The sequence below is a fragment of the Micromonospora sp. CA-259024 genome (assembly GCF_050936255.1).
Classification (GTDB): domain Bacteria; phylum Actinomycetota; class Actinomycetes; order Mycobacteriales; family Micromonosporaceae; genus Micromonospora.
The window spans coordinates 2876664-2898512 of the sequence record NZ_JBNJND010000002.1 but is presented as its reverse complement, the minus strand read 5'-3'; the positions used below and the strand labels follow the sequence as shown (position 1 = coordinate 2898512).

The 21849-nt window shown below is 71.7% G+C and carries 23 protein-coding genes; 8 read left to right on the top strand and 15 right to left on the bottom strand.

Annotated elements, in window-relative coordinates; translation table 11 throughout:
- Positions 1-35: 35 nt before the first annotated feature.
- From ACQEUX_RS33080 to ACQEUX_RS33070, 3 genes are all read right to left on the bottom strand, one after another.
- Positions 36-1001 (bottom strand): N-acetylmuramoyl-L-alanine amidase, encoded by a 966-nt coding sequence (locus tag ACQEUX_RS33080; protein ID WP_433056778.1) that lies wholly within the window; start codon positions 999-1001, stop codon positions 36-38.
- On the bottom strand, positions 1001-1153 hold the full coding sequence (locus ACQEUX_RS33075; protein ID WP_204943577.1) for a hypothetical protein: 153 nt from the start codon (positions 1151-1153) through the stop codon (positions 1001-1003). The genes ACQEUX_RS33080 and ACQEUX_RS33075 overlap by 1 nt, the downstream gene beginning before the upstream one ends.
- Before the next feature lie 126 nt (positions 1154-1279).
- Positions 1280-2068 carry an aldo/keto reductase gene (locus ACQEUX_RS33070; RefSeq protein WP_433056776.1) on the bottom strand — a complete coding sequence of 263 codons (789 nt, stop codon included), beginning with the start codon at positions 2066-2068 and terminating at the stop codon, positions 1280-1282.
- 95 nt (positions 2069-2163) lie between these two features.
- On the opposite strand from ACQEUX_RS33070, the gene ACQEUX_RS33065 reads away from it, so the two are divergent.
- Both ACQEUX_RS33065 and ACQEUX_RS33060 read left to right on the top strand, forming a co-directional pair.
- Positions 2164-3213: a DNA polymerase ligase N-terminal domain-containing protein gene (locus tag ACQEUX_RS33065; protein WP_433056774.1), complete on the top strand. Its 1050-nt coding sequence runs from the start codon at positions 2164-2166 to the stop codon at positions 3211-3213.
- Positions 3214-3227: 14 nt separating this feature from the next.
- Complete coding sequence (locus ACQEUX_RS33060; protein WP_433056772.1) at positions 3228-4418, top strand: threonine synthase; 1191 nt, start codon at positions 3228-3230, stop codon at positions 4416-4418.
- A 52-nt stretch (positions 4419-4470) separates the two neighbouring features.
- Here ACQEUX_RS33060 and ACQEUX_RS33055 read toward each other — a convergent pair whose 3' ends face one another.
- The 4 genes from ACQEUX_RS33055 to ACQEUX_RS33040 all read right to left on the bottom strand — a co-directional run bounded on the left by ACQEUX_RS33055 (position 4471) and on the right by ACQEUX_RS33040 (position 9480).
- Positions 4471-5832: a pectate lyase gene (locus tag ACQEUX_RS33055; RefSeq protein WP_433056770.1), complete on the bottom strand. Its 1362-nt coding sequence runs from the start codon at positions 5830-5832 to the stop codon at positions 4471-4473.
- Between the two features lie 258 nt (positions 5833-6090).
- Entirely contained in the window at positions 6091-7893 is a 1803-nt protein-coding gene (locus ACQEUX_RS33050) for a glycoside hydrolase family 15 protein (protein WP_433056768.1), read from the bottom strand.
- Positions 7894-7938: 45 nt separating this feature from the next.
- Positions 7939-8331: a cupin domain-containing protein gene (locus ACQEUX_RS33045; RefSeq protein ID WP_433056766.1), complete on the bottom strand. Its 393-nt coding sequence runs from the start codon at positions 8329-8331 to the stop codon at positions 7939-7941.
- Between the two features lie 261 nt (positions 8332-8592).
- Positions 8593-9480, bottom strand: coding sequence for a sulfotransferase domain-containing protein (locus tag ACQEUX_RS33040; protein WP_433056764.1), 888 nt, complete (start codon positions 9478-9480; stop codon positions 8593-8595).
- Positions 9481-9571: 91 nt separating this feature from the next.
- Between ACQEUX_RS33040 and ACQEUX_RS33035 the strand changes: the two genes are divergently transcribed.
- The gene (locus tag ACQEUX_RS33035) at positions 9572-10660 is read left to right on the top strand and encodes a beta family protein (protein WP_433056762.1); all 1089 of its coding nucleotides are present in this window, start codon (positions 9572-9574) and stop codon (positions 10658-10660) included.
- 7 nt (positions 10661-10667) lie between these two features.
- Here the strand turns inward: ACQEUX_RS33035 and ACQEUX_RS33030 are convergent, their stop codons facing one another.
- Both ACQEUX_RS33030 and ACQEUX_RS33025 read right to left on the bottom strand, forming a co-directional pair.
- The gene (locus ACQEUX_RS33030; RefSeq protein WP_406075384.1) at positions 10668-10949 is read right to left on the bottom strand and encodes an adhesin; all 282 of its coding nucleotides are present in this window, start codon (positions 10947-10949) and stop codon (positions 10668-10670) included.
- Positions 10950-11141: 192 nt separating this feature from the next.
- Positions 11142-12275 carry an NAD(P)-binding domain-containing protein gene (locus ACQEUX_RS33025; protein WP_433056760.1) on the bottom strand — a complete coding sequence of 378 codons (1134 nt, stop codon included), beginning with the start codon at positions 12273-12275 and terminating at the stop codon, positions 11142-11144.
- Positions 12276-12324: 49 nt separating this feature from the next.
- Between ACQEUX_RS33025 and ACQEUX_RS33020 the strand changes: the two genes are divergently transcribed.
- Positions 12325-13041 (top strand): MIP/aquaporin family protein, encoded by a 717-nt coding sequence (locus tag ACQEUX_RS33020; protein WP_433056758.1) that lies wholly within the window; start codon positions 12325-12327, stop codon positions 13039-13041.
- A gap of 66 nt (positions 13042-13107) precedes the next feature.
- Positions 13108-14691 carry a D-alanyl-D-alanine carboxypeptidase/D-alanyl-D-alanine endopeptidase gene (gene dacB, locus ACQEUX_RS33015; protein ID WP_433056756.1) on the top strand — a complete coding sequence of 528 codons (1584 nt, stop codon included), beginning with the start codon at positions 13108-13110 and terminating at the stop codon, positions 14689-14691.
- Between the two features lie 45 nt (positions 14692-14736).
- Here the strand turns inward: dacB and ACQEUX_RS33010 are convergent, their stop codons facing one another.
- The 3 genes from ACQEUX_RS33010 to ACQEUX_RS33000 form a co-directional block, all read right to left on the bottom strand.
- Positions 14737-15066, bottom strand: coding sequence for a hypothetical protein (locus tag ACQEUX_RS33010; RefSeq protein WP_433056754.1), 330 nt, complete (start codon positions 15064-15066; stop codon positions 14737-14739).
- Positions 15067-15179: 113 nt separating this feature from the next.
- Entirely contained in the window at positions 15180-16187 is a 1008-nt protein-coding gene (locus tag ACQEUX_RS33005) for a hypothetical protein (RefSeq protein WP_433056752.1), read from the bottom strand.
- A gap of 156 nt (positions 16188-16343) precedes the next feature.
- A complete protein-coding gene (locus ACQEUX_RS33000; RefSeq protein WP_433056750.1) occupies positions 16344-16937 on the bottom strand; it encodes a pentapeptide repeat-containing protein in 594 nt (197 codons plus the stop codon).
- Positions 16938-17040: 103 nt separating this feature from the next.
- Here ACQEUX_RS33000 and ACQEUX_RS32995 point away from each other — a divergent pair, with 103 nt between their 5' ends.
- Both ACQEUX_RS32995 and ACQEUX_RS32990 read left to right on the top strand, forming a co-directional pair.
- Positions 17041-18273, top strand: coding sequence for a serine hydrolase domain-containing protein (locus ACQEUX_RS32995; protein ID WP_433056748.1), 1233 nt, complete (start codon positions 17041-17043; stop codon positions 18271-18273).
- Between the two features lie 52 nt (positions 18274-18325).
- Positions 18326-18967: an NAD(P)-dependent oxidoreductase gene (locus ACQEUX_RS32990; RefSeq protein ID WP_433056746.1), complete on the top strand. Its 642-nt coding sequence runs from the start codon at positions 18326-18328 to the stop codon at positions 18965-18967.
- A gap of 22 nt (positions 18968-18989) precedes the next feature.
- On the opposite strand, the gene ACQEUX_RS32985 is transcribed toward ACQEUX_RS32990, so the two are convergent.
- Both ACQEUX_RS32985 and ACQEUX_RS32980 read right to left on the bottom strand, forming a co-directional pair.
- The gene (locus ACQEUX_RS32985; protein WP_433056744.1) at positions 18990-19454 is read right to left on the bottom strand and encodes a PPOX class F420-dependent oxidoreductase; all 465 of its coding nucleotides are present in this window, start codon (positions 19452-19454) and stop codon (positions 18990-18992) included.
- Positions 19455-19496: 42 nt separating this feature from the next.
- Entirely contained in the window at positions 19497-20135 is a 639-nt protein-coding gene (locus ACQEUX_RS32980) for a DUF6642 family protein (protein WP_433056742.1), read from the bottom strand.
- A 305-nt stretch (positions 20136-20440) separates the two neighbouring features.
- Between ACQEUX_RS32980 and ACQEUX_RS32975 the strand changes: the two genes are divergently transcribed.
- The gene (locus ACQEUX_RS32975; protein WP_433056740.1) at positions 20441-21229 is read left to right on the top strand and encodes a D-Ala-D-Ala carboxypeptidase family metallohydrolase; all 789 of its coding nucleotides are present in this window, start codon (positions 20441-20443) and stop codon (positions 21227-21229) included.
- A 100-nt stretch (positions 21230-21329) separates the two neighbouring features.
- On the opposite strand, the gene ACQEUX_RS32970 is transcribed toward ACQEUX_RS32975, so the two are convergent.
- Complete coding sequence (locus ACQEUX_RS32970) at positions 21330-21683, bottom strand: hypothetical protein (protein ID WP_433056738.1); 354 nt, start codon at positions 21681-21683, stop codon at positions 21330-21332.
- Positions 21684-21849 lie beyond the last annotated feature (166 nt).

Genomic DNA, 21849 nt, shown 5'->3' with positions numbered 1-21849 from the left:
CTTCACCGAAGTCGAGTCGATCAAGCCAAAGCCGGTCAGACCCGGGTGAGGCGTACGGCGTCGGCGATGACGAGGCCGGTGGCGTTGCTCCACCGGCTCACGCCCACCCGGTTGGCGTCACCGGCCGGCAGCGTGAACGTGCCGAGGATGCGCCACTGCCCGCCGGTGGCGCGTTGGTCGACGTGGACGGTCTGGTTGCCGGCGCTGGTGGCGACGATGTACGGGGCCGCGCTGTTGTAGCCGGAGTTCGCCGGCCACCAGGCCTCGACCCGGTAGGTGGCGGTGGCCGGGACGTTGAACCGGTACCACGCGACGTCGCTGGCGGCGACCGGGTCCGCGTACCGGTAGTCGGTGCCGTACCGCTGCCCCGAGTACGACGACACGCCCCAGTTGGCGCTGGCGGTGAACCGACCGGCGGTGGTGTTGTCCACGGTGGAGGACCAGGCCGTGCCGCCGCCGGCCATCTTCGCCGCCACGTCGGCGCGCATCACGTTCAGGTCGATGAAGGACGGGTCGATCTTGCCGGTGGTGCTGGTTTCCCGGTGCCCCCGGGCGTAGCTGCTGTCCCGGCCGAGCCGGGCGAGCACGGCGGCGGTGGCGGCGATCGACGCGTTGTACTGCGCTGCCGTCATCTCCTGGCTGACGCCGTTGTAGTCGATCTCCCACCCGATCATGAGGGTGTTGCCGTCCCCCGACGGGATCGGCCCGCTGCCGCCGCTGACCCCGGCGTGGTTGCAGCGACCGGCGGAGATGACGTGGAAGACACCGTGGTAGTCGACGAGCGCCTGACAGAGCGGGCCGGGCAGGTCGGACCGGCCGTTGATGCAGATGCCGAGCGCCGGGTGCGGGTTGCTGGCGCTGGAGGTCGAGGCGGTGTGGTGCCAGAGCACCCCGATGGGGTCGAAGGAGCCCGGGCGCATCCGGTTGAGCCAGTCGCCCTCGACGACGACCTGGACGCCGGCCCCGCGCAGGACGTCCACCAGCCAGGGGATCGTCGCCATCAGGCGTCCTGGAGCAGATCAGCGAGGCACTCGGCCTTCGGTGCGGCGCTCGCCGGGGTGGGTCGGGCGACGACGGTCAGCGCGGCGGCCACCAGGGCCGGGATGCCGAGCACCCCGCGGCGGCGCAGACGGATGGATGGTGATCGGGCCATGGCGATCCTCCAGCGACGGCGGGTTCGAACGGATCGACGAACGTAATGACGGGCACGCTATACCGTCATGAGCGTCGATGTCGATACCCTTCAGTTCTCAACCGCACACTGAAGGAATTCGCCGTTTCAGGCGTCGCCGAGCGCGTCGATGTCGCGCATCTCCTCCGCCGTCAGGGAAAAGTGGAAGACGTCGAAGTTGGCCGCGATCCGCTCCGGGGTCACCGACTTCGGGATCACCACGATCTCGTGATCGATGTGCCAACGCAGCACCACCTGCGCCGGGGAGACGCCGTGCGCGGTGGCGATCCTGGTCAGCACCGGATCGCTGAGGTCGCTGGTCTTGAACGGGCTGTACCCCTCCAGCATCACGCCCCGGTCCCGGTGCTCGGCGTGCCGCTGCCGGTCGTACAGCGCCGGGCTCCACCGGATCTGGTTGACCGCCGGGTTCTCCTCGGTCGACTGGATCAGCTCGTCGATCTCCCCGGTGCTGTAGTTGCTGACCCCGACCGCCCGGGTGAGGTTCTCGTCCTGGGCCGCCAACAGCTCCCGCCACAGCGGGATGCTGTCCGTCGGCGACGACGGCGGCCAGTGGATCAACCAGAGGTCCACCTGGTCGACGCCGAGCGCCTCCAGGCTGGCCTCCAGCGTCGCGCGCTCCCGGCCCACCCGGTCCGGCGGAAGCTTGGTGGTGATGAAGACGTCCTCCCGGCGCACCCCACTCTCCCGCACCGCCCGGCCGACCTCCCGCTCGTTGCCGTACAGGGTGGCCGTGTCGAGGTGCCGGTAGCCGGTGTCGAGCGCGGCCAGCACCGACTCGTAACCGGCCTGGCCGGTGGCCTGCCAGGTGCCGAAGCCGAGCAGGGGCATCCGGACGTCCCCGGGGAGGAGGGCGGCGGGCTGGTCGGTGAGGTCCATGAGGTCCGTTCTACCCCGCCACGGGCCCGGCCGCCGAGCGAACCGGACACCTCGGCATCCAGCGCGCTGGTCCGGTTTGCCGGAGAATGCGGGGTGTGACGGACCGGCTGGAGGAGTACCGGCGACGGCGGGATGCCGCCCGTACGCCCGAGCCGGTGCCGGAGCGGAGCCCCGCGGCGGCCAGCACCGACGGCGACTCCGCACGCTTCGTCATCCAGCAGCACCACGCCCGCAGCCTGCACTGGGACCTGCGCCTGGAGCACGACGGGGTGCTCGCGTCCTGGGCGGTGCCGCGTGGCCTGCCCCGCGACCCGGGCCGGAACCACCTCGCCGTGCACACCGAGGACCACCCCATGGAATATCTCGACTTCTCCGGCGAGATCCCCGCGGGCGAGTACGGCGGCGGCCGGATGGTCATCCACGACCGGGGCACCTACCGGCGCGAGAAGTGGCGCGACGACGAGGTGATCGTGACGCTCTCCGGTGACCGGACCGCCGGCCGCTACGTCCTCTTCGCGACCGGAGGACGGGACTGGATGGTCCGCCGCACCGACCCGGCTCCGCCAGGCTGGACGCCGATGCCCGACCTGGTCCGCCCGATGCACGCCACGCCCGCCGCCGGGCTCCCCCGTGACCGCGCCGCGTGGGGGTACGAGCTGCGCTGGGACGGGGTCCGGGCGATGGCGTACGTCTCCGGCGGGCGGTTGCGGCTGCTCTCCGAGACCGACGAGGAGATCACCGGCGGGTATCCGTGGCTGCGCGCGATGGCCGAGGCGCTAGCGCCCACCGAGGCGGTGCTCGACGGTGTGCTGGTCCGCATCGACGGTGCCGGCCGCGTCCGCCCGGTCCGTCCGACCAGCGGCAGCCGAGTCCCCGCAGGTGCCCAGTACCTCGTCGTCGACCTGCTCTGGCTCGAGGGCGTGAGCAGCGTCGACGTGCCGTACGCGCAACGCCGGGAACTGCTCGATGGGCTGGCCTTGGCCGGCACGCACTGGCAGACTCCGCCGTGGTTCCCGGGCGCGGGCGACGAGGCCCTGCGTGCGGGGCGGGAACAGGGCCTGCCGGGTGTGGTCGCCAAACGGCTGGACTCGGTCTACGAGCCGGGGCGGCGCAGCCGGCGCTGGCTGAGCATCGACGCGGTCTGACGGCGAGGAGCGACGTGTACCTGACCCACCTGGACTGCCCACGCTGTGGCCGGGAGTACCCGGCCGAGGTGTTGCAGAACCTCTGCGAGTGCGGCTCCCCTCTGCTGGCCCGCTACGACCTCCCGGCCGTGGCGAAGGCGGTCACCCCCGAACGCTTCCCGCTGCGCCCGGCGGACCTGTGGCGCTACCGGGAGCTGCTGCCGGTCGGCGACCCACGGCACGTCACGACGCTCGGTGAGGGCTGGACGCCGCTGCTGCGCGCCCCGGCGTACGGCGCCGAGATCGGCATCGCGGACCTGATGGTCAAGGACGAGGGGTTGATCCCGACTGGTTCGTTCAAGGCGCGTGGCGCGGCGGTCGGCGTGAGCCGGGCCCGTGAGCTGGGCGTCCAGCGGATCGCGATGCCCACCAACGGCAACGCCGGGTCGGCCTGGGCCACGTACGCCGCGCGGGCCGGGATGGGTGCGACCATCGTCATGCCGCTGGAGGCGCCGAGCATCTGCCGGCGCGAGTGCGTCGCCGCCGGGGCCGACCTGCGACTGATCGACGGGCTGATCAGCGACGCCGGTCGGCGGGTGGCCGAGTTGGTCGCGGAGTCGAACGGGGCCATCTTCGACGCCGGCACGCTGCGCGAGCCCTACCGGCTCGAGGGCAAGAAGACGATGGGGTACGAGATCGTCGAGCAGCTCGGCTGGCAGGTGCCCGACGTGATCATCTACCCGACAGGCGGCGGGGTCGGCCTGATCGGCATCCACAAGGCGCTGCACGAGCTGCGCGAGCTGGGTTGGATCGGCGACAAGCTGCCTCGGCTGGTGGCGGTGCAGTCGACCGGCTGCGCGCCGATCGTGCGAGCGTTCGCGGCTGGCGACGATCGGGCCGAGCCGTGGGCGGACGCGCACACGGTGGCGTTCGGGATCACCGTGCCGGCACCGCTGGGCGACGAGCTGATCCTGGCGGCGCTGCGGGAGTCCGCCGGCACCGCCGTCGCCGTCGACGACGCGGACATCCTGGCCGACCTACGGGACTTCGGCGCCAGGGAGGGGCTGCTGCTCTGCCCGGAGGGCGCGGCCTGCCTGACCGCGGCGCGGCAACTGCGCGCCGGGGGGTGGATCCGGGCGGGCGAGCGGGTGGTGGTGCTCAACACCGGCGCCGGGCTGAAGTACCCGGACACGGTCGACGTCTCGCGCGTACCCGTGGTGGTGTGACGCGGCGGGCACCCCGCGGGCCACGCGGTCCGCGGGGTGCTGTCGCACCGGCCTACTGGTAGGTGATGTCGGAGGGTGCGTAGAGGCAGTTGACGCCGTCGGCGCCCTCTCCGATCTCGATTGGCTCGTCGCCCTTCGGCACACCCTGGTACTTCACACAGATCGAGGTCTCCCGATCCGGGTCGCCCACGATGGTGATCCGGCTGAACCGGGCGGTGTCGCCCCAGTTGGTGTTGATGCCGGCGATCGCGTCGGTGTTCCGGACGATCACGTTGTCGATCACCACGTGCCGCTGGTACGACGTGGAGCAGTTGCCACAGGCCCGGTAGAGCTTCCCGGCGTTCTCCACCCGGAAGTTCCTGATGGTGACGGTGCCCGAGCCGTTGTGCTGGAAGACCTTGTCGCTGGCGGACCGGGCGCCGCCGCCGTCGACGGTGTACGTGGTGCCGCCGCGGAAGGTGGCCGCGTCCTCACCCACGTCCTCCCACCAGACGTTGATCAGGGTGCAGTTGCCCTCGCAGTGCACGCCGTCGCCGGCCGGCGCACCGATGATCACGTTGCGCAGGGTGGCGCCGGCGGCCAGCACGAACATCGGATCCTGGCTCTCGCTCTGCCCGCCGTCACCGATGCCGTAGTAGCGCTTGAGCCCACCGTCGAAGGTGCCCGAGACCGCGATCGTGGCGTCCACCTTCTCACTGCTGGTGGGCGTCGGCCAGCCTGCGGGCGGCGGGGTGGTCGGGCCGGGCGTGGTGGGCGGTGGCGTGCTCGGCGGCGGCGTGGTCGGGGTGCCACCGCCGGCCGAGTCGACCGTCACGTCGTCGAAACCACCGCTGGCGTACGCGGTGACCAGGCCGATCCGGCCCGCGCTGGTCAGGCTGTTGCTGCCGGAGGCGATCTGCGTGCCGTTGACGAAGCCGCGGATGGTGCTGCCACTGGCCTCGATCCGCAGGGTGTACCAGGTGCCGGTGCCGATACCCAGCGACGCGGAGCCGATCGCCGTGATGGTGCTGCCATTGACCGCCTGGAGCTCGGCCCGGCCGGAGCCGAGCAGGGCCAACCGGTACATCTTGGTGCTGCTGGTGGACCGGGCGGCCAATCCGACCAGGGCGCTGGACGAGCCGAAGCTCGCCGGCCTGACCCGGGCCTGCACGGAGTAGTTGCTCCAGCTGGTCTGGCCAGCGAACTGCCGGGCCAGCTCGCTGCCGGCGTTCGACTGGTTGACCACACCCGAGCCGTCGACCGTCCAGGTGCCGCCCGACTTGGACCAGCCGGAGGTGTTGCCGTCGTTGAAGTCGTCGCTGAAGACGGTGGCCGCGAAGGCCGAGGTCATGCCGGCGGCGAGAGCCGCCACGGTCATGCCGGCGCCCACCGCCAGCAGTAGTGGTCGCCGGCCGGGGAGTCGTCTTTTCTGCACAGTTGTCCTCCTTGACGCATGTGGTGGCGATCCCTCGACCGTCCACCCGGGGACGGGTCGGCACGGCGTGCTGCCATCGCCTGGGATCGGTGCGCGCCCCGACGGATGCCCGGATCCGGAGCGGGGTGAAGCGGGGTCAAAGACCTGGGGAAAGGCCTTTCCCGCTCCTTCGAGGCTAGGACCGCGCACGCATCAGCGTCAATGTCTGGCGTTTGCAGGTCTGTTGCAGGATTTCGGCCGGGAAGGTACGCCGACCGATCAGTAGCTGTCTGGCTGGGTGATCCGCCAGGCCGCATTGATCAGCCCGATGTGGGAGAGCGCCTGCGGGGTGTTGCCGAGCTGCATCCCGGTGGACAGATCAATCTGCTCGCTGAACAGCCCCACGTCGTTGGAGTACCCGACGACCCGCTCGAAGAGCGCCTCGGCCCGCTGCTGCTCACCCGTCATCACCAGGCACTCCACCAGCCAGAACGAGCACAGCAGGAAGCCAGCCGGGTCGGTCGCCCACCGCCGCAGCAGTCCGCCCTCGGTGCCCAGCTCGCGCTCGACCATCGCGATGGTCGAGCGCATCCGCGGGTCGGTGGCCGGAAGGAAGTGCGTGACCGGCATGGCGAGCACCGAGGCGTCCAGCTCCGCCGAGCCGAACGCACCGGTGAACGCCCCGATCCGGTCGTTCCACCCCTCGCGCAGCACGGTGTCGCGGATCTCGTCGCGGATCTTGGCCCAGCGACGTGGGTCGGCCCCGTCGCCGAGCCGGTCGGCGAGCCCCACCGCCCGGTCCATGGTGAGCCAGCAGGCCACCTTGGACGAGAGGTAGTGCCGCTCCTCGTCCCGGGTCTCCCAGATGCCCCGGTCCGGCAGGTGCCACGTCGCGGCCACCTGCTCGGTCAGCCCGAACACCATCTCCCGCAACTCGCCCTCGAACGTCGCGCCGAGGTAGTCGCGCAGGCGCCACACCGCGGACAACACCTCACCCGGCACGTCGAGCTGCCGCTGCCGCCAGGCGTCGTTGCCGACCCGCACGGGCCTGCTGCCACGGTATCCACGCAGGTGGGGACAGTGGTGCTCGGAGATGTCGCGCTCGCCCTCCAGCCCGAAGAGCACCGGGACGGGCTCGTCACCGAACCGGCCGATCGAGCGGGTCGCCCAGGCGAACAGCCGGGACACCTCATCGGGGCAGGCCGCCACCCAGAGCGCCCGCATCGTCAACGAGAAGTCCCGCAACCAGGAGTAACGGTAGTCGTAGTTCCGGTCGCCGCCGATCCGCTCCGGCAGCGAGGAGGTCAGTGCGGCGGCGACCGCGCCACTGCGGGCGTACGTGAGGCCGGTCAGGACCGTCGAGCTGTGTGTGACGAGTTCGGGGTAGCGGCCGGAGTACCCGTGCGTCTCCCGGAACGCCTGCCACGCCTGTGTCGTCTCGGCGAGGGTGGTCAGCGGGTCCACCCGGGCCGGCGGGTCGCCGTACGCCTCGCCGAAGGCCAGGTCCATCCCGATCACCTGACCGGCGGAGACCTCGAACTCGTGGGTCACCCGGTCGGTGCCCGCCCGCAGGTGCAAACCCCCGGCCCGCAACATCAGCACGATGGGGCCGGCGCCGGCCAGCACCCCGCCGTCCGGCTGCTCGTGCAGATACGGCGTGAGCAGGCCATACTCCGGGCGGGGCGCGAAGTCCAGCGCCATCCGCACCCGGCCGGACAGCCCCTGGACCACCCGGATCAGCACGGCGGGCGAGTTCTGGCCCAGCTCGTGGGCGCGGGCGCCGATCTCCGCGGCGAGGGCGTCGACGACCGCCACGCTGCCGTGCGGGGTGTGGTGCACCGTCCGCAGCACCAACGTGTCCGGCAGGTACGCACGCTCCACCCGGTAACCCGGGCCGCCGACACCGACCGGCGCCAGCCGGAAGTGGCCAGCCCCCGGGTCGAGTAGCCGCGCGAACACGGACGACCCGTCGAACCGGTGCGGGCACCACCAGTCGACCGAGCCGTCCTTGCCGACCAACGCCCCGGAACGGGAGTCCGAGAGGAACCCGTAGTCGGAGATCGGCGGCTGCTGCTGCTCCACCCGCCGGGGGTACCCGCGTCGGCCCGGATCAGACCCCGGCCCCGATCACTGGGTCGGTGGCTCGTCCTCGCCCGCCGCCTCCGCCGCGTCGGCCTCCTCCTTGGTCCGGTGCACGGCCTGGTCGGCGTGCTCCGGTGGGCCGTAGACGGTGTACAGCACCAGCGGGTTGGGACCCGTGTTGACGAAGTTGTGCCTGGTACCCGCCGGCACCACGACCAGGTCGCCCGAGACGACCTCCCGCTTCTCACCGGCGATCCGGGCCTCACCGGTGCCACTGACGAACGTCAGGATCTGGTCGATGCCCTCGTGCACCTCCTCGCCGATCTCGCCACCGGCGGGGATGGTCATGATGACCAACTGGGTGTGCTCACCGGTCCACAGCACCCGCCGGAAATCCGGGCTCTTCTCGGCCACGGTCGCGATCGTGAAATGCTCCATGCCCACGCTCATACCCCGTTCGGCAGTGGGCCACGCCGAGACTCGCAGATGGTGGAATTCCCCACGCTCGGCAGGTTTGGACCCGCGCGGACTGGGGATCGACAACGCTGACCGGTGCCCAACAGGCCGGTCGAGCCAGGTCCCCGCTGGCGTACCGCCGAACGGCTGCGGTGGTGGGAGACGGCCAGAGCGCGGCGACGTTCCGACCATGGTCGAAGCGGCGCCGTGCACTCTTTGGACCAGCGACGCGGGCAGTTTCGCCTAACGGTGCAGCCAGGTGAGCAGGTCGGCCGGGGCCAGCGCCGCCGCACGCTCCCGGTAGCGGCCCTGCGCGGACGCGTCCAGCAGGTTACGCCCCTGCCCCGAGCCGCCCTGCCGGAAGAACGCCCGGCGGTCGCGCAGCACGCCGAGCGTGTCCGGAGCGAGCCGGTCGGCGCGCTCCCGCATCCGCCCGAAGGTCGCCGCCTCGACCAGCTCGGGCCAGCGCTCGGGCGAGACGGGGATGCCCCACCGTTCGGCGAGCCGGCGCATCTCACCGCCCAGATCGGCGAGCAGGTCGTCGTAGTGCACCAACTCGACGTTCGGCTCGTGCCGACGGGCCCAGGCGTCGCTCAGGTGCAACATCACCCCGGGCAGCGAATCCAGCTCGGCGCGCGGATCCACCTCCCGGTCGACCCAGCTCGACAGCCACTGCTGCACGGGGAGGCGCTCCCGGGGCGGCCCGGCCGGGGCGGGCTGGCCGGTCAGCTCGGCGAGGCGCACCCGGTCCAGGTTGCCGGCCTGGTGATAGAGGGAGACCGCCATGTCCAGCGGGTGCCGGGCCACCACCACGTAGTGCACCCGGGGATCGAGCGGCACCCCGTCCAACGGGGTGTGCGTCTTGACGAACCGCCGGTGCGGTTGCGTCGCCAACCGGTCGTAGACCGTCTCGCGCGGCTCGACCAGCCAGTCCAACCAGGGCGACAGCACGGTCAGCGGCGCCGGCAACTCCGGGGTGCCCAGCACCAGGAGCGCGCAGATCATCTGCATCCAGGTGGTGCCGCTCTTGGACCGGGTGCTGATCACGATGTCGCCGTCACGGAACGGGAAACCGATCCACCGGGCGCTGTCCTCGTCAGCGGATCGATAGCGGTGCACTGGCGCGAGCATCGGACGAGCGTAGTCGTCGAGTTGACAGCCGAACAGCCGAATTCCGACTCCACTCCCTGTGACATATGCACATGCTTGGCTAGATTGAAGTATGGTGCCCGCCCACGGGGGCCGGGCGGCGGAACCGGTCTACCGCCCCATCCTCGCCAGCCGACGAGGTGAGCTGGAGGCCTTGAGCCACCTCGACCCCGCGGCCGCCGCACTGGTCGCCCCGGTCCTGGAGGTCGGCGCGGTCGGCCGATCCATGGTGGACACTGTTCGCCGACTGCCCCCCGGGCTGCTGCCGGCCATCGACGTGAGCGCACTGCCGGACACGCCCGAGACGGAGCTGAGCCGTTGGGGCGTACCACTGGTGCCGGTGATCAGGCTCGCGGAGAGCGACCGCCGGCTGGTCGCGCACGGCGCGGCGGCGCGGACGTACGGCCGACGGGCGCTGGTCCGGCTGCGGGCCGGCCAGGACCGGGCCGGGCCGGACGCGAGCACCTCCGCCGTGGAACGGATCTGGCGGTTGACCGCCCTCGCCCCGGAGGAGTGCGACCTGCTGGTGGACGCGGGGGACGTGTGCTGCCCGGCGGACGTGCGGGCAGCCGAGCCCCGGTTACGCCGCCTGCTGGACTGGGCGCGCCGGCACGCCTGGCGGTCGGTGACGGTGGCGGCGGGCGGGATGCCGCCGACGCTGTCCCGGCTGCCCACCGACGAGCCGATCCAGCTGGACCGCTGGGACTGGCAGCTCTGGCAACGGCTCGCCGACGCAGGGGTCGACTACGGCGACTACGGCGTCCGCCCGGCCGTGCCCGGCACCGGTGACCCGGGCGACAGGTTGCCCACCGTGCGATACACCGACGACGGCTGCTGGTGGGTCTACCGCTGGGCGCGCCGGGGCGGCAGGGGCGGCGACCGGGTCAACGACCTGTGCCGCACGCTGGTCTCGGCGCCACACTGGCCGAGCACCGGCGCCGCCTTCTCCTGGGGCGACCACGAGCTGCTGCGCCGGGCCCGGAGAGGTGCCGGCGCCGGATCGGCCGCCAACTGGGCGGCGTGGAGCACCTCGCACCACCTGGCGTACGTGCTGACCACGCTGTCGCGGCAGGGCGGTGACACCGCCCCCGAGTGGCAGCCCAGGTCGGACCCACCGCACCGGGGACGGTCGCGCGGAGGTGTGACCCGCCGGGCGGGCTGAGCCCCGCCTACTGCCGCTCGGTGAAGCCGAACTGGATGATTCCCTCGTCATCCACGGTCGCGTCCACCGACGCGTCACCGAGCAGCTCGGCGGCGTCCTCGTCCAGGAAGATCCGGGCGCCCTGGTTGTCGACCACGCGGTCGCCCTGCACCGGCTCGGGCACCAACTCCACGGTGAGCGAACCGGCCTCGGTGTCGGCGGCGATGCGCACCCCGCCATCCTGGGCGACGTCCTGCTGGTTGGCGAGGTCACGGATGACGAGCACGGCGTTATCGGTCATGGTGAGCATTGGCGGAACTCCTCGTGGATTCTCGGCTCGCGGTCGGATGCTGCGCAGACCGGACAGTCGGCCCGCGTACGAGCACACGTGGGAGGCGACAGGAGGGGCGACGGTCGTCGCCGTCGCATCGAATCGGGGCAGCTGACGGCCCCGTCACCTCCACCGTGCCCGCTGGCGGGCGATCCGTCAAATAGAGGCTGGTCAGTCGAGAACGGCGGCCGGGGCGAGCCAGGCGCGGATCTCGTTGACCGCCGCCCGCCCGGCCCGGTTGGCTCCGATCGTGCTGGCCGAGGGGCCGTACCCGACCAGGTGGATCCGCTCGTCGGCGACCACGCGGGTGCCGTCCATCGTGATGCCGCCGCCCGGCGCCCGCAGGCCCAGCGGGGCGAGATGATCGATGGCGGCGCGGAAACCGGTGCACCAGAGGATCACGTCCGCCGGCACGAACCGCCCGTCCGCCCAGGCCACCCCGTCGGGTGTGATCCGGTCGAACATGGGTAGCCGGTCCAGGACGCCGCGCTCGCGCAGTCGGCGTACCTCCGGGGTGACCGGTAGCCCGGTCACACCCACCACGCTGCCCGGTGGGCGACCGGCTCGTACCGCCTCGTCCACCCGGGCCACCGCGGCGCGACCCAGCTCCGGGCCGAACTCCTCGTCCCTGAACTCCGGCGGCCGGCGGGTCACCCACGTGGTGGCCGTCGCGACCGTGGAGACCTCGCCGAGCAACTGCACGGCCGAGGTGCCGCCACCGACGACCACCACCCGCCGGCCGGCGAACTCGGCCGGCCCCCGGTAGTCGGCGGTGTGCAGCTGCCGGCCTCGAAAGGACGACCGGCCCGGGTAGTGCGGCCAGAACGGCCGGGTCCAGGTGCCGGTCGCGTTGATCAGGGCTCGGGCGATCCACCGATCCTGATCGGTGTGCACGTCCAACCGGCCGTCCGGGCGGGACTGCACCGCGCGGACCCGCACCGGCCGCCGCACCGGCAGGTCGAATGCTTTCTCGTACGCCGCGAAGTAGGCGCTCACCTGCGCCGCCGCCGGGCTGTGCGGCTCAGTTGGTGGGAAAGGCAGCCCAGGCAGGTCGTGGAAACCGTGCACCCGGTCGAAGACCAACGTCGGCCAGCGGTGCTGCCAGGCCCCGCCGGGCCCGTTGTCGCCGTCGAGGACGACGAAGCCGCTGCCGGGGAGGAAGCCGGTGCGGCGCAGGTGGTAGCCGACGCTCAGGCCGGCCTGTCCGGCGCCGATCACCACGACGTCCGCGGAGTGGGTGTCCACGCGGGGTGCAACGCCGTGGTGGTCACCGATGTGCCCGCCGCTGGCCGTCACGCCGATCACAGACCGGCATTCCGGCTACGGCCGCCTGAACTGTGCTTACGCTGGGTGAATGAGCGATCTTCGTCGGTACGCGGCTGAGTTCCTCGGCACCCTGCTGCTGGTCTTCTTCGGAGTGGGTAGTGCCGTCGCCGCGCGGGTTCAGGGCGGCGTGGTGGTGGTCGCGCTGGCCTTCGGGTTCGTGATGCTCGCCCTGGTCTACACGATCGGTCCACTCTCCGGCAGCCACGTCAACCCGGCGGTGACGCTCGGTGTGCTGCTCTCCGGAAAGATCTCGGTGCTCGGTGCGGTGGCGTACTGGATCGCGCAGTTCGTCGGTGCGACCGTGGCCGCCTTCGCGCTCTGGGCGCTGACCCGCTGGGGCGACGTCGCGGACCAGACCGGGGCACTGGGCGCGAACGGTTACGGCGCGCACATCAACCGTGGCGGCGCGGCCGTGCTGGAGCTCATCCTGACCTTCCTCTTCGTGCTGGTCGTCCTGGTGGTGACCAGCCGTAGCGAGAATCCGGGCACCGCCGGGGTGGCCATCGGGTTGGCCCTCGCCGCGACCCAACTGGTGGGCGTGACGCTGACCGGGGCGGCCGTCAACCCGGCCCGTGCGTTCGGCCCGGCGGTCTTCGAGGGCGGCGTGGCCCTGCGGCAGCTCTGGGTGTTCATCGTCTTCCCGTTACTCGGCGGGGCGCTCGCCGCACTGGTCGCACCGCTGATCATGGGGGCACAGCGGCACTACTGGGGTGGGCATGACAGGTCGGTCGGCCGGCCGACGTAGCGCGCGCGGCAATAACCTTCGCCTGAGCCCCTTCTCCGGCGAATATCTTCGTGGCAGCATCAGCGCATGCATCGCCGTCACTTTCCCCTGGCCCTCGCGCTGCTCGCGCTGGTCGCCACCGCGGCCGCCGCCGGCGCGCCCGGTGCCACGGCCGAGTCGCCCACCCCCGCGACGACCCGACTGCACGCCACCATCGACACGATCCTCGCCGACACCCGGCTCGCCGGCGCGCAGGCGTCGGTGGTCGTGGTCGACACCAGCACGGGCCAGACACTCTACGACCGCAACGGTGACCGGCGACTGATCCCGGCCTCCAACACCAAGCTGCTGACCTCGACGGCGGCCCTCGAACTGCTCGGCCCGGGGCACCGATTCAGCACCGACGTGCGAACCAGCGGCAAGCGCCGCGCGGGTCTGCTCTCCGGCAACCTCTACCTGCGCGGCGGGGGTGACCCGACCATGCTCGCCGCCGACTACGACGCGCTCGCCGCACAGGTCGCCGCCGACGGCGTACGGGTGGTGACCGGCAACCTGGTCGCCGACGACACCCGCTACGACCGCACCCGGCTCGGCCCCGACTGGACCTGGGACGACGAGCCCTACTACTACGCCGCCCAGGTCTCCGCGCTGACCGTCGCCCCGGACACCGACTACGACGCGGGCACCGTGATCGTGAACGCCGCCCCGGCCGACCGGGCCGGCGCCCCGCCGGTGGTCAGCACCACCCCACCCACCGGATACGTGCACATCGACAACCGTGCCGAGACGGTCACCGAGGGGGCGACCTCGATCACGATCGAGCGCGAACACGGCGGCAACACCATCGTGGTGACCGGCCAGATCGCCGTCGGCGACGAGCCCGCCAGCGACTGGGTGACCGTCTGGGAGCCCACCGGCTACGCGGCCGACGTGTTCCGGGCGGCGCTGCACCGGCACGGTGTGCGGGTGCTCGGCCGGACCGTGCTCGGCCAGCCCACCCCGGAGACGGCCCACCAGGTGGCGCGGCACGACTCAATGATCCTGGGTGAGCTGATGACGCCGTTTCTCAAGCTCTCCAACAACGGGCACGCCGAGGTGTTGACCAAGGAGATCGGTCGCGTGCTCTCCGGCTCGGGCACCTGGACGGCCGGACTGACCGCGATCAGCGAGTACGTCGCCGACACCGGGATGGACACCGGCAAACTGCGCCAACGTGACGGTTCCGGGCTGTCCCGGCGCAACCTGGTCCCGGCGGCGGAGTTCGTCGACCTGCTGAGCGCCGTTCGCGCCGAACCATGGTTCGCCGCCTGGTACGCGGCGTTGCCGATCGCCGGGCAACCCGAGCGGTTCGTCGGTGGCACCCTGCGCAGCCGGATGGCCGGCACTCCGGCGGCGGGCAACGTCCACGCCAAGACCGGCAGTCTGACCGGGGTTTCCGGGCTCTCCGGCTACGTCACCAGCGCCGACGGCCGACTGCTGGCGTTCTCCATCCTGCTGAACAACTACCTGACGGCGTCGGTCAAGCCGTTGGAGGACCAGATCGCCGTGGCGCTGGCCGGATACCGCGAGGACGGTACGGCCACGGCACGGGTGGCACCGCCGGCGGTACCCGAGACGCCCCGGACCCCGGAGGGCGTCGAATGCTCCTGGGTCAAACCGATCACCTGCTGAGCGGCGGCCGGGAGGCGCGGGTGCGCCTCCCGGCCCGACGCGCGCTCAGGCCGGACGGTCCGGTGGGGGGACCACCGCCGTCGGGTCGCCGCGCTCGATGAGCGCTGCGATCTCGGCGGCCCGCAGCCCGCGCAGTGCCAGCACCCGGGTGCCCCAGCGGTGCAGGCGGCACGGATGCGGGCTGGCATCGTTGCGGCAGACCACTCCCCCGGACCACCGCCGGGGGGCGTGCACCACCACCGCCCGCACCGCGAACTGGGTGTCCTCGCCCGTCACGTACGGCGGCAGGGGGATGTCGCGGAGCACCTCCCCGGAGGCTTCACCAGCGCCGGACGAAGCGACGCGACGGACGCGGTGGGCGGTACTGCTACTCATCTCCGCTGCCTCCACACTGGATGGTCGGATGGGGACAGCAGAAAGTTATGACGCCCTCGACGGTGCGCGACGGACAAACTGTCCCGCTGTGCGAACGCGCAGCGATCGGGCGGTCAGCGCACCGCCACGGCCTGGAGGCCGACGTTGCCGCAGTGCGGGGTGAAGACCTTCTCGACGGTCCAGGTCAGCAGCAGCCGGGCGCCCTTCGGCAGCGTGAACCGGATGGTGAACTGAGCACTCTGACTGGTGTACGGATCCTCCAGTATCGCGGTGCTGGCGGGCCCACCGGTGGACAGCCGCGCCTCCAGCCGCCCCCGGGCCATCCAGATGCCGCCGTAGAGCTGGACCGTGCGCGGTTCACCGCTGCCGGCGACGGCGAGGGTGAACCCGTTGCCCGCACCGCAGGTGTAGACACCGTTCGAGCTGCCCCGCACCGAGCGCTCGGACGAGCCGTCGGACCAACGGACGTGCTCCTGGTTGCCGTCCCACCCGACCCGGGTACCGGCACCACCGCCGTCGATGATCTCCCCGGAGCCGGAGCGCTTGCGGACCGTCGAGGCGCCGCCGCGCTGCCCCCAGTGCATCCAGTCCCGGGTGCCCACGGCGGTGAGGTCGACCTCGGCAGGCATCTCCCCACGGCTCACCGACAGCACCGGCAACCTGGGCGATGCCGGCGGTGGGGCGGGAGCGCTGGCCGACGGTGTCGGGTGGGGCGAGGGTGGGCGCTCACGCGGACGCAGGCCGGGCTTCGCCGGGCCCGCCTCGCCGGTGCGCCCCTCGGCGGCTGGGGGACCACTGGGACGGGCGGCCGCGGCGGGCACGCCGCCCGGGCGACCCGGTTGGTCGTCACCGGGCTCCGGATCGGACCGGCTCGCGAGGTACGAGATCAACGCCACCAGGCAGGCGAGGACGGCGACCCCCTCCACCGCCCACCGACGCCGCCGCCGGGCACGGGCGACCCGGCGCAGCACGCTGCGCGTCGGCCCATCGGTGACGGCGCGCGGGCGATGCCTCGCCGGTCCGTCGGGCGGCTCGTCCCCAGCCCGCGAATCAGCCCGCGTGCGGTCTTCGTCCGCCACCGACCCCTCCAACTCCACCGCCCGGCCAGCATCGACCGCCACGGATCACACCGTCCACTGTGGGCCATTCACGTTCGCACCGGCGTGGACGACACGCTAGATCCGGACCGGCGGACGTGTCCAGCCCGCAACCGGACGGTATCGGACAGCCTGGACCGCTCGGACAGGGACTTCGGTGGACCGGGAACGGCTCTCGCGTCAGCCGACCCGAAAGCCGAGCACCTGCGCGATGACCACGGCCTGCTCGGCGTCCACCATGGCACCGGCCCGCTCGACGGCCGTCGGGTCGAGGGCGGTGAGATCGCTGCCGCGCAGATCGGCGCCGCCCAGCCGGACGTTGAGCAACTGCGCGCCGGAGAGGTCGACACCGGTGACCGTGGCACCGGTGAGATTGGCCCTGGTCAGGTCCACCTCGCGCATCCGTACCCCGGTCAGCCGGGCCCCCCGCAGGTCGGCGCCGGGCAACGCGACGAAGGACCAGTCACCACCGTCCACCGCCAACGGACGCAGGGCGCAGTCGATGAAGGTGCTGCCGACCAGCTTGCAACCGGTGAACGTGGCCTCGAAGAAGTTGCACCGCGTGAAGACACAGCGGGTGAAGGCGGAGTCGACGTGCCGGGAGGCGTTGAACTGGACGTTGCCGAACGTGCACCCGGTGAAGACCGCTCCTCTGCTCACCGCCTCCGTCAGGTCCACCTCGAAGAACTCGCAGCCCACGAAGTGCCGGTCGGTCAGCTCCTCGCCGTACCAGTCCTCGTTGCGGAAGGTCACGTCCTCGGTCAACTCCGGCATCCGGCCAGGTTAGTGGGCAGCAGCGACAGCCGGCGGCCGGCACGGCCGGCCGGCTGGGGCAGCCCCTTCCGGTATCGGCATACCGGCTAGTAGGTTCGGCGACGTGAGTGTGGCTCGGAGCAAGGACCCCGATCAGATCGGTTTCGACCCGGCGCGGCTGGCGCGGATCGACGAACACTTCGGCCGGTACGTCGACGACGGCCGGTTGGCCGGCTGGCAGGTGGTGGTCACCCGCCGCGGCGAGGTGGCGCACTCCTCGACGTACGGGCTGCGGGACCGGGAGTCGGGCGCCCCGGTCGAGGCCGACACGCTCTGGCGGATCTACTCGATGACCAAGCCAGTCACCTCGGTCGCCGCGATGATGCTCTGGGAGGAGGGCCGGTTCGAGCTGACCGACGAGATCAGCCGCTGGCTGCCGGAGTTCGCCGACCTGCGGGTCTACTCCAAGGGGTCGGCGCTCAAGCCGTACACGGTGCCGGCGATCGAGCCGATCCGGGTCTGGCATCTGCTCACCCACACCGCCGGCCTGACGTACGGCTTCATGCAGACCTCGGTGGTCGACGGGCTCTACCGGGCCGCCGGCTACGACCTGCACCCGCCGGCGGACGTCGACCTGGCCGGCGCGTGCGCGACCTTCGGCGAGCTGCCGCTGCTGTTCCAGCCCGGCTCCGCCTGGGGCTACTCCGTCGCCACCGACGTGCTCGGTCGGCTCGTCGAGGTGGTCTCCGGGCAGAGCCTCGACGCGTTCTTCGCCGACCGGATCTTCGGCCCGCTGGGTATGACCGACACCCGCTGGTGGGTGGAGGGGGACGAGGCCGAGCGGCTGGCCGCGCTCTACGTACCGGATCCGCGCAGCGGTCGCGCGGTCCGCTACGACAGTCTGGGCGCGCTCGCGTGCAGCAAGCCCGCCCTGCTCTCCGGCGGCGGAGGCCTGATCTCCAGTGCCGCCGACTACCACCGCCTCACCCAGATGCTGCTGCGCGGCGGCGAACTGGACGGAGTCCGCCTGCTCGGGGCGCGCACGGTGCGGTTCATGACCCGCAACCACCTGCCCGGTGGCCAGGACCTGGGCACCCTGTCGACCGGCGGCTTCGCCGAGACGACCCTGGACGGGATCGGCTTCGGCCTCGGCTTCGCGGTGGTCGACGACCCGATCCCCAGCCGGGTGCCGAGCAGCGTCGGCGAGTACTACTGGGGTGGGGTGGCGAGCACCGCCTTCTGGGTCGATCCGGCCGAGGAGATCACCGCGCTCCTGTTCGCCCAGCTGATTCCGTCGAGCACGTACCCGCTGCGCTCCCAGCTGCGCCAGCTCGTCTACGCCGCCCTGGTCGACTGACGGGATCGCCGTTCCACCGACGGGCAGCGTGCCCAGTCCCTAGCCTGGGCTGGTGAGCACCATCGTCGTGTTTGGCGCGGGCGGCACCGCCGGTTCGCGGGTCACTGCCGAGGCGGTCGACCGGGGGCACCGGGTCATCGCCGCGGTCCGCCGCCCGGAGGCCACCTCGTACCTGCCGGCCGGGGTGCGGACGGTCACCGGCGACGCGACCAGCGAGCGGAGCGTCCGGGAGCTGGCGCCGGATGCGGACGCGCTGGTGGTGGCGATCGGCGGCGGCGAGCGCGAGCTGTGGCGGAACGCGGCGGAGAACCTGGTGACCACGCTGCGCGTGATGCCGGCCGCGCCGCGGATCATCCACCTGGGTGGCGGGTCGACCCTGCTCACCCCGCGTGGTACCCGCATCCTGGACGAGCCGGACTTCCCGGCGGAGTACCGGGAGTCGGCGCTGGGCCAGGCGGACGCTCTGGACTACTACCGCACCGCCGCCGACGGGGTGAGCTGGACGTACGTCTCGCCACCCCCGCTGGAGTTCCACCCCGGCCAGCGCACCGGGCACTACCGCACCGGCACCGACCAGCCGGTCACCGACGACCAGGGCCGCTCGGTGCTCACCTACGAGGACCTGGCGGTGGCGATCATCGACGAGATCGAGCAGCCGCGACACCAGAACGCCCGCTTCACCGCCGCGTACTGATCCAGCGGCGGGCCGGCCGTGGTCAGTCGGCGAGGCGGGCCGGGAAGCCACCGGTGGCGATCGGACCCCAGCCGTCGATGGTGACCCGGATCAGCGACTTGCCCTGGCGCACCATCGCCGCCCGGTAGTCGTCCCAGTCCGGGTGCTCGCCGGAGATGCTGCGGAAGTATTCGACCAACGGCTCCAGTGCCTCGGGCAGGTCCAGCACCTCGGCGGTGCCGTCGATCTGCACCCAGGGGCCGTCCCAGTCGTCGCTGAGCACACACGCCGACACCCGCGGGTCACGGCGGATGTTGGTCACCTTGGCCCGCTCGGGGTAGGTGGAGACGACCAGCCGGCCCTGCCCGTCGATGCCCGCGGAGACCGGGGAGGACTGCGGGCGCCCGTCGGCCCGGGTGGTCATCAGCACGACGCGGTGTCGCGGCCGGAGGAAGTCGAGCAGGCTGTCCCGGTCGACCCGGGTGTTCCTTGCGATGCTGCGCGCCATCCCCCGTTCCTACCAGGCTGACGGCGAAGCGGCGGCGGCGGGTCAGCGGGGCCGGGCCGCCGAGCGGTGCACCGCCTGGGCGGGCACCCGGGGTCGGCCGGACGGACGCCAGGCCCGGCCGTTGGCGTAGATCACCCGAAAGCCGAGGTACGACGCGAGCGGCGCCCAGTGGGCCGAGCCCATCCGCAGCTCGGCGGCATTGTGCCGCTGACCGTTGGCGAGCACGTCGAGGAGGACGGTTTCGAAGGCCGCCGATTCGACCCAATCGACTTCTCGGGTGAAACCGCAGATCAGAGCGGCTCCGGTGACCTCCAGGAACTCGCGCAGAACCGCGTCCGAGGCCCGCAGCACGGAGCAGCTGCCGAAATAGAGCCGGCGTCCCTCGCACCGGCCGGCCATCAACTCGGCCACCTCGCTCAACTCCACGGATTGCCAGTCGGTGAGGCAGAGCCGGCTCGGCTCGCCGTGCATGGCGAAGAAGCCGACCCGGTGGTCGGCGTACTGCTTGAGCAGCCAGCGGTCCAGGAAGTAGAACAGCTCGTCGCGGGTGGCCGCGTCCTTGTGGATGAAGCGGATCTTGCCCAACCGCTCCAGCAGCTCGAGGGTGGGCAGCACGGAGCCCCGCTCGTTGAGGTCGCGGTGCCACTGACCCTCGACACAGAAGACGCCCCCGCGTGCCACGTGCACCTCCGCCAGTCCGCCGCCCGGGGCTGACGTTACCGGCTGCCAGCGGCCGGGAAACATCACCCTCGGTGTGGCCGATCGCGACGTTCGGTGTGGTTAACGGAAGGAGGGGCGATTCGGCGGTGAATGGCTGTTTCGCAAATCACCCGAATTCCCAGGCAATGCCCAGGAACCACGGATTGTGAGGACGATTCTCGTTAATTCCCTCCAACCGCACGGATCAGTGCGAGGGTGGAAATCGCGGGACTTCTCGGTCGATGTCCCGGAGCCACCCCATTCGCTCTCCTATCGGGAGGACTTCTGTGCGCGTAAACACCTTCAAGCGCGTTGCCGTCGCATTCGCGCTGGCGCTGCCGGGGGCAGCGATCGCCGCGGTGGTCGCCGCACCAGCGGCGCATGCGGACGGTTGCTACACGTGGAACCGCACCCTGACCCAGGGGCGTTCGGGCGACGACGTCCGCCAGTTGCAGATCCGGGTCGCAGGTTGGGCCGGCAACCGGGACATCGTGGAGAACGACGGCCGATACGGACCGAAGACCGCCGCCGCGGTCAAGCGGTTCCAGCAGGCGTACGGGCTGCGTGCCGACGGCATCGCCGGCCCACAGACCTTCGCCAAGCTGTACCAACTCCAGGACAACGACTGCACGCCCGCGCACTTCAGCTTCAACGAGATGGACAACGGGTGCGGGGGAAGCGGATGGAGCGGCGGCCCGCTCTCGGCGGCCCAGACCAAGCAGAACGCGCTGCGCACCATGTGGAAGCTGGAGGCGCTGCGCAAGAGCCTCGGCGACAAACCGCTCAACGTGTCCAGCGGGTTCCGCAGCCGCGCCTGCAACAACCAGGTCGGCGGCGCGTCCGACAGCCAGCACCTGTACGGCAACGCGGCCGACGTGACCTCGCGGACGTCGTCGCTGTGTCAGGTCGCCCGCAACGCCCGTAACAACGGCTTCAGCGGGATCTACGGGCCGGGCTACCCCGACCACGACGATCACGTGCACGTCGACTCGCGGCGGGAGAACAACAGCGACAACAGCTCGAACACGACGAGCTGGTCCGCTCCGGACTGTGGGATCGGGGCCGGCAACGACTGAACCGCCGGTCACAGCGACGTCGGCCCGACGCGGAGGGGGAATCTCCGCGCCGGGCCGACGTTGTGTCGCCCCGGGTCGGGTGGGCGGAGGGGTAGCGCGCTCAGCTCGCCCGGGGCCAGCGCGGCGCGGTGACGGGGGGAGTCACCGGCCGGCCCGCAGCGGTGGGCCGTGCCCCTGGTGGGACGACCCGCGCGGCCGGGTGCCGTGACGGCCCGGTCGCGGTGAACGGGAAGGGCACGTGCACGAACGGGTTACCGTGCCGGATCAACGCCTCGATCTGCCGCTCGTTGAGCCCGTGTGTCTCCAACACCCGTCGCCCCCAGCGGTGCAGCCGGCACGGGTAGGAGGCACCGTCATTGCGGCACAGCGGCCCGGTTGGCCACTCCTCGGCCGTGTGTACGACCACCGCCCGGACCGCGAGCCGGACATCCTCGGGCGTCAGCGATGCCGGCATTGGCACCTCACCCAGTACCTGATCGATGGGATCCGTCGACTGCTCACCAACACGCACGGCAGGCCTCCCGCAGCTCGGCAGCGGCACGGCGGACTCACCGCACCGACATCCTCGGCCAGTGGTACGGGCGACACCGGACGAAAGTTCAAATCCGGTACGCGGTAAG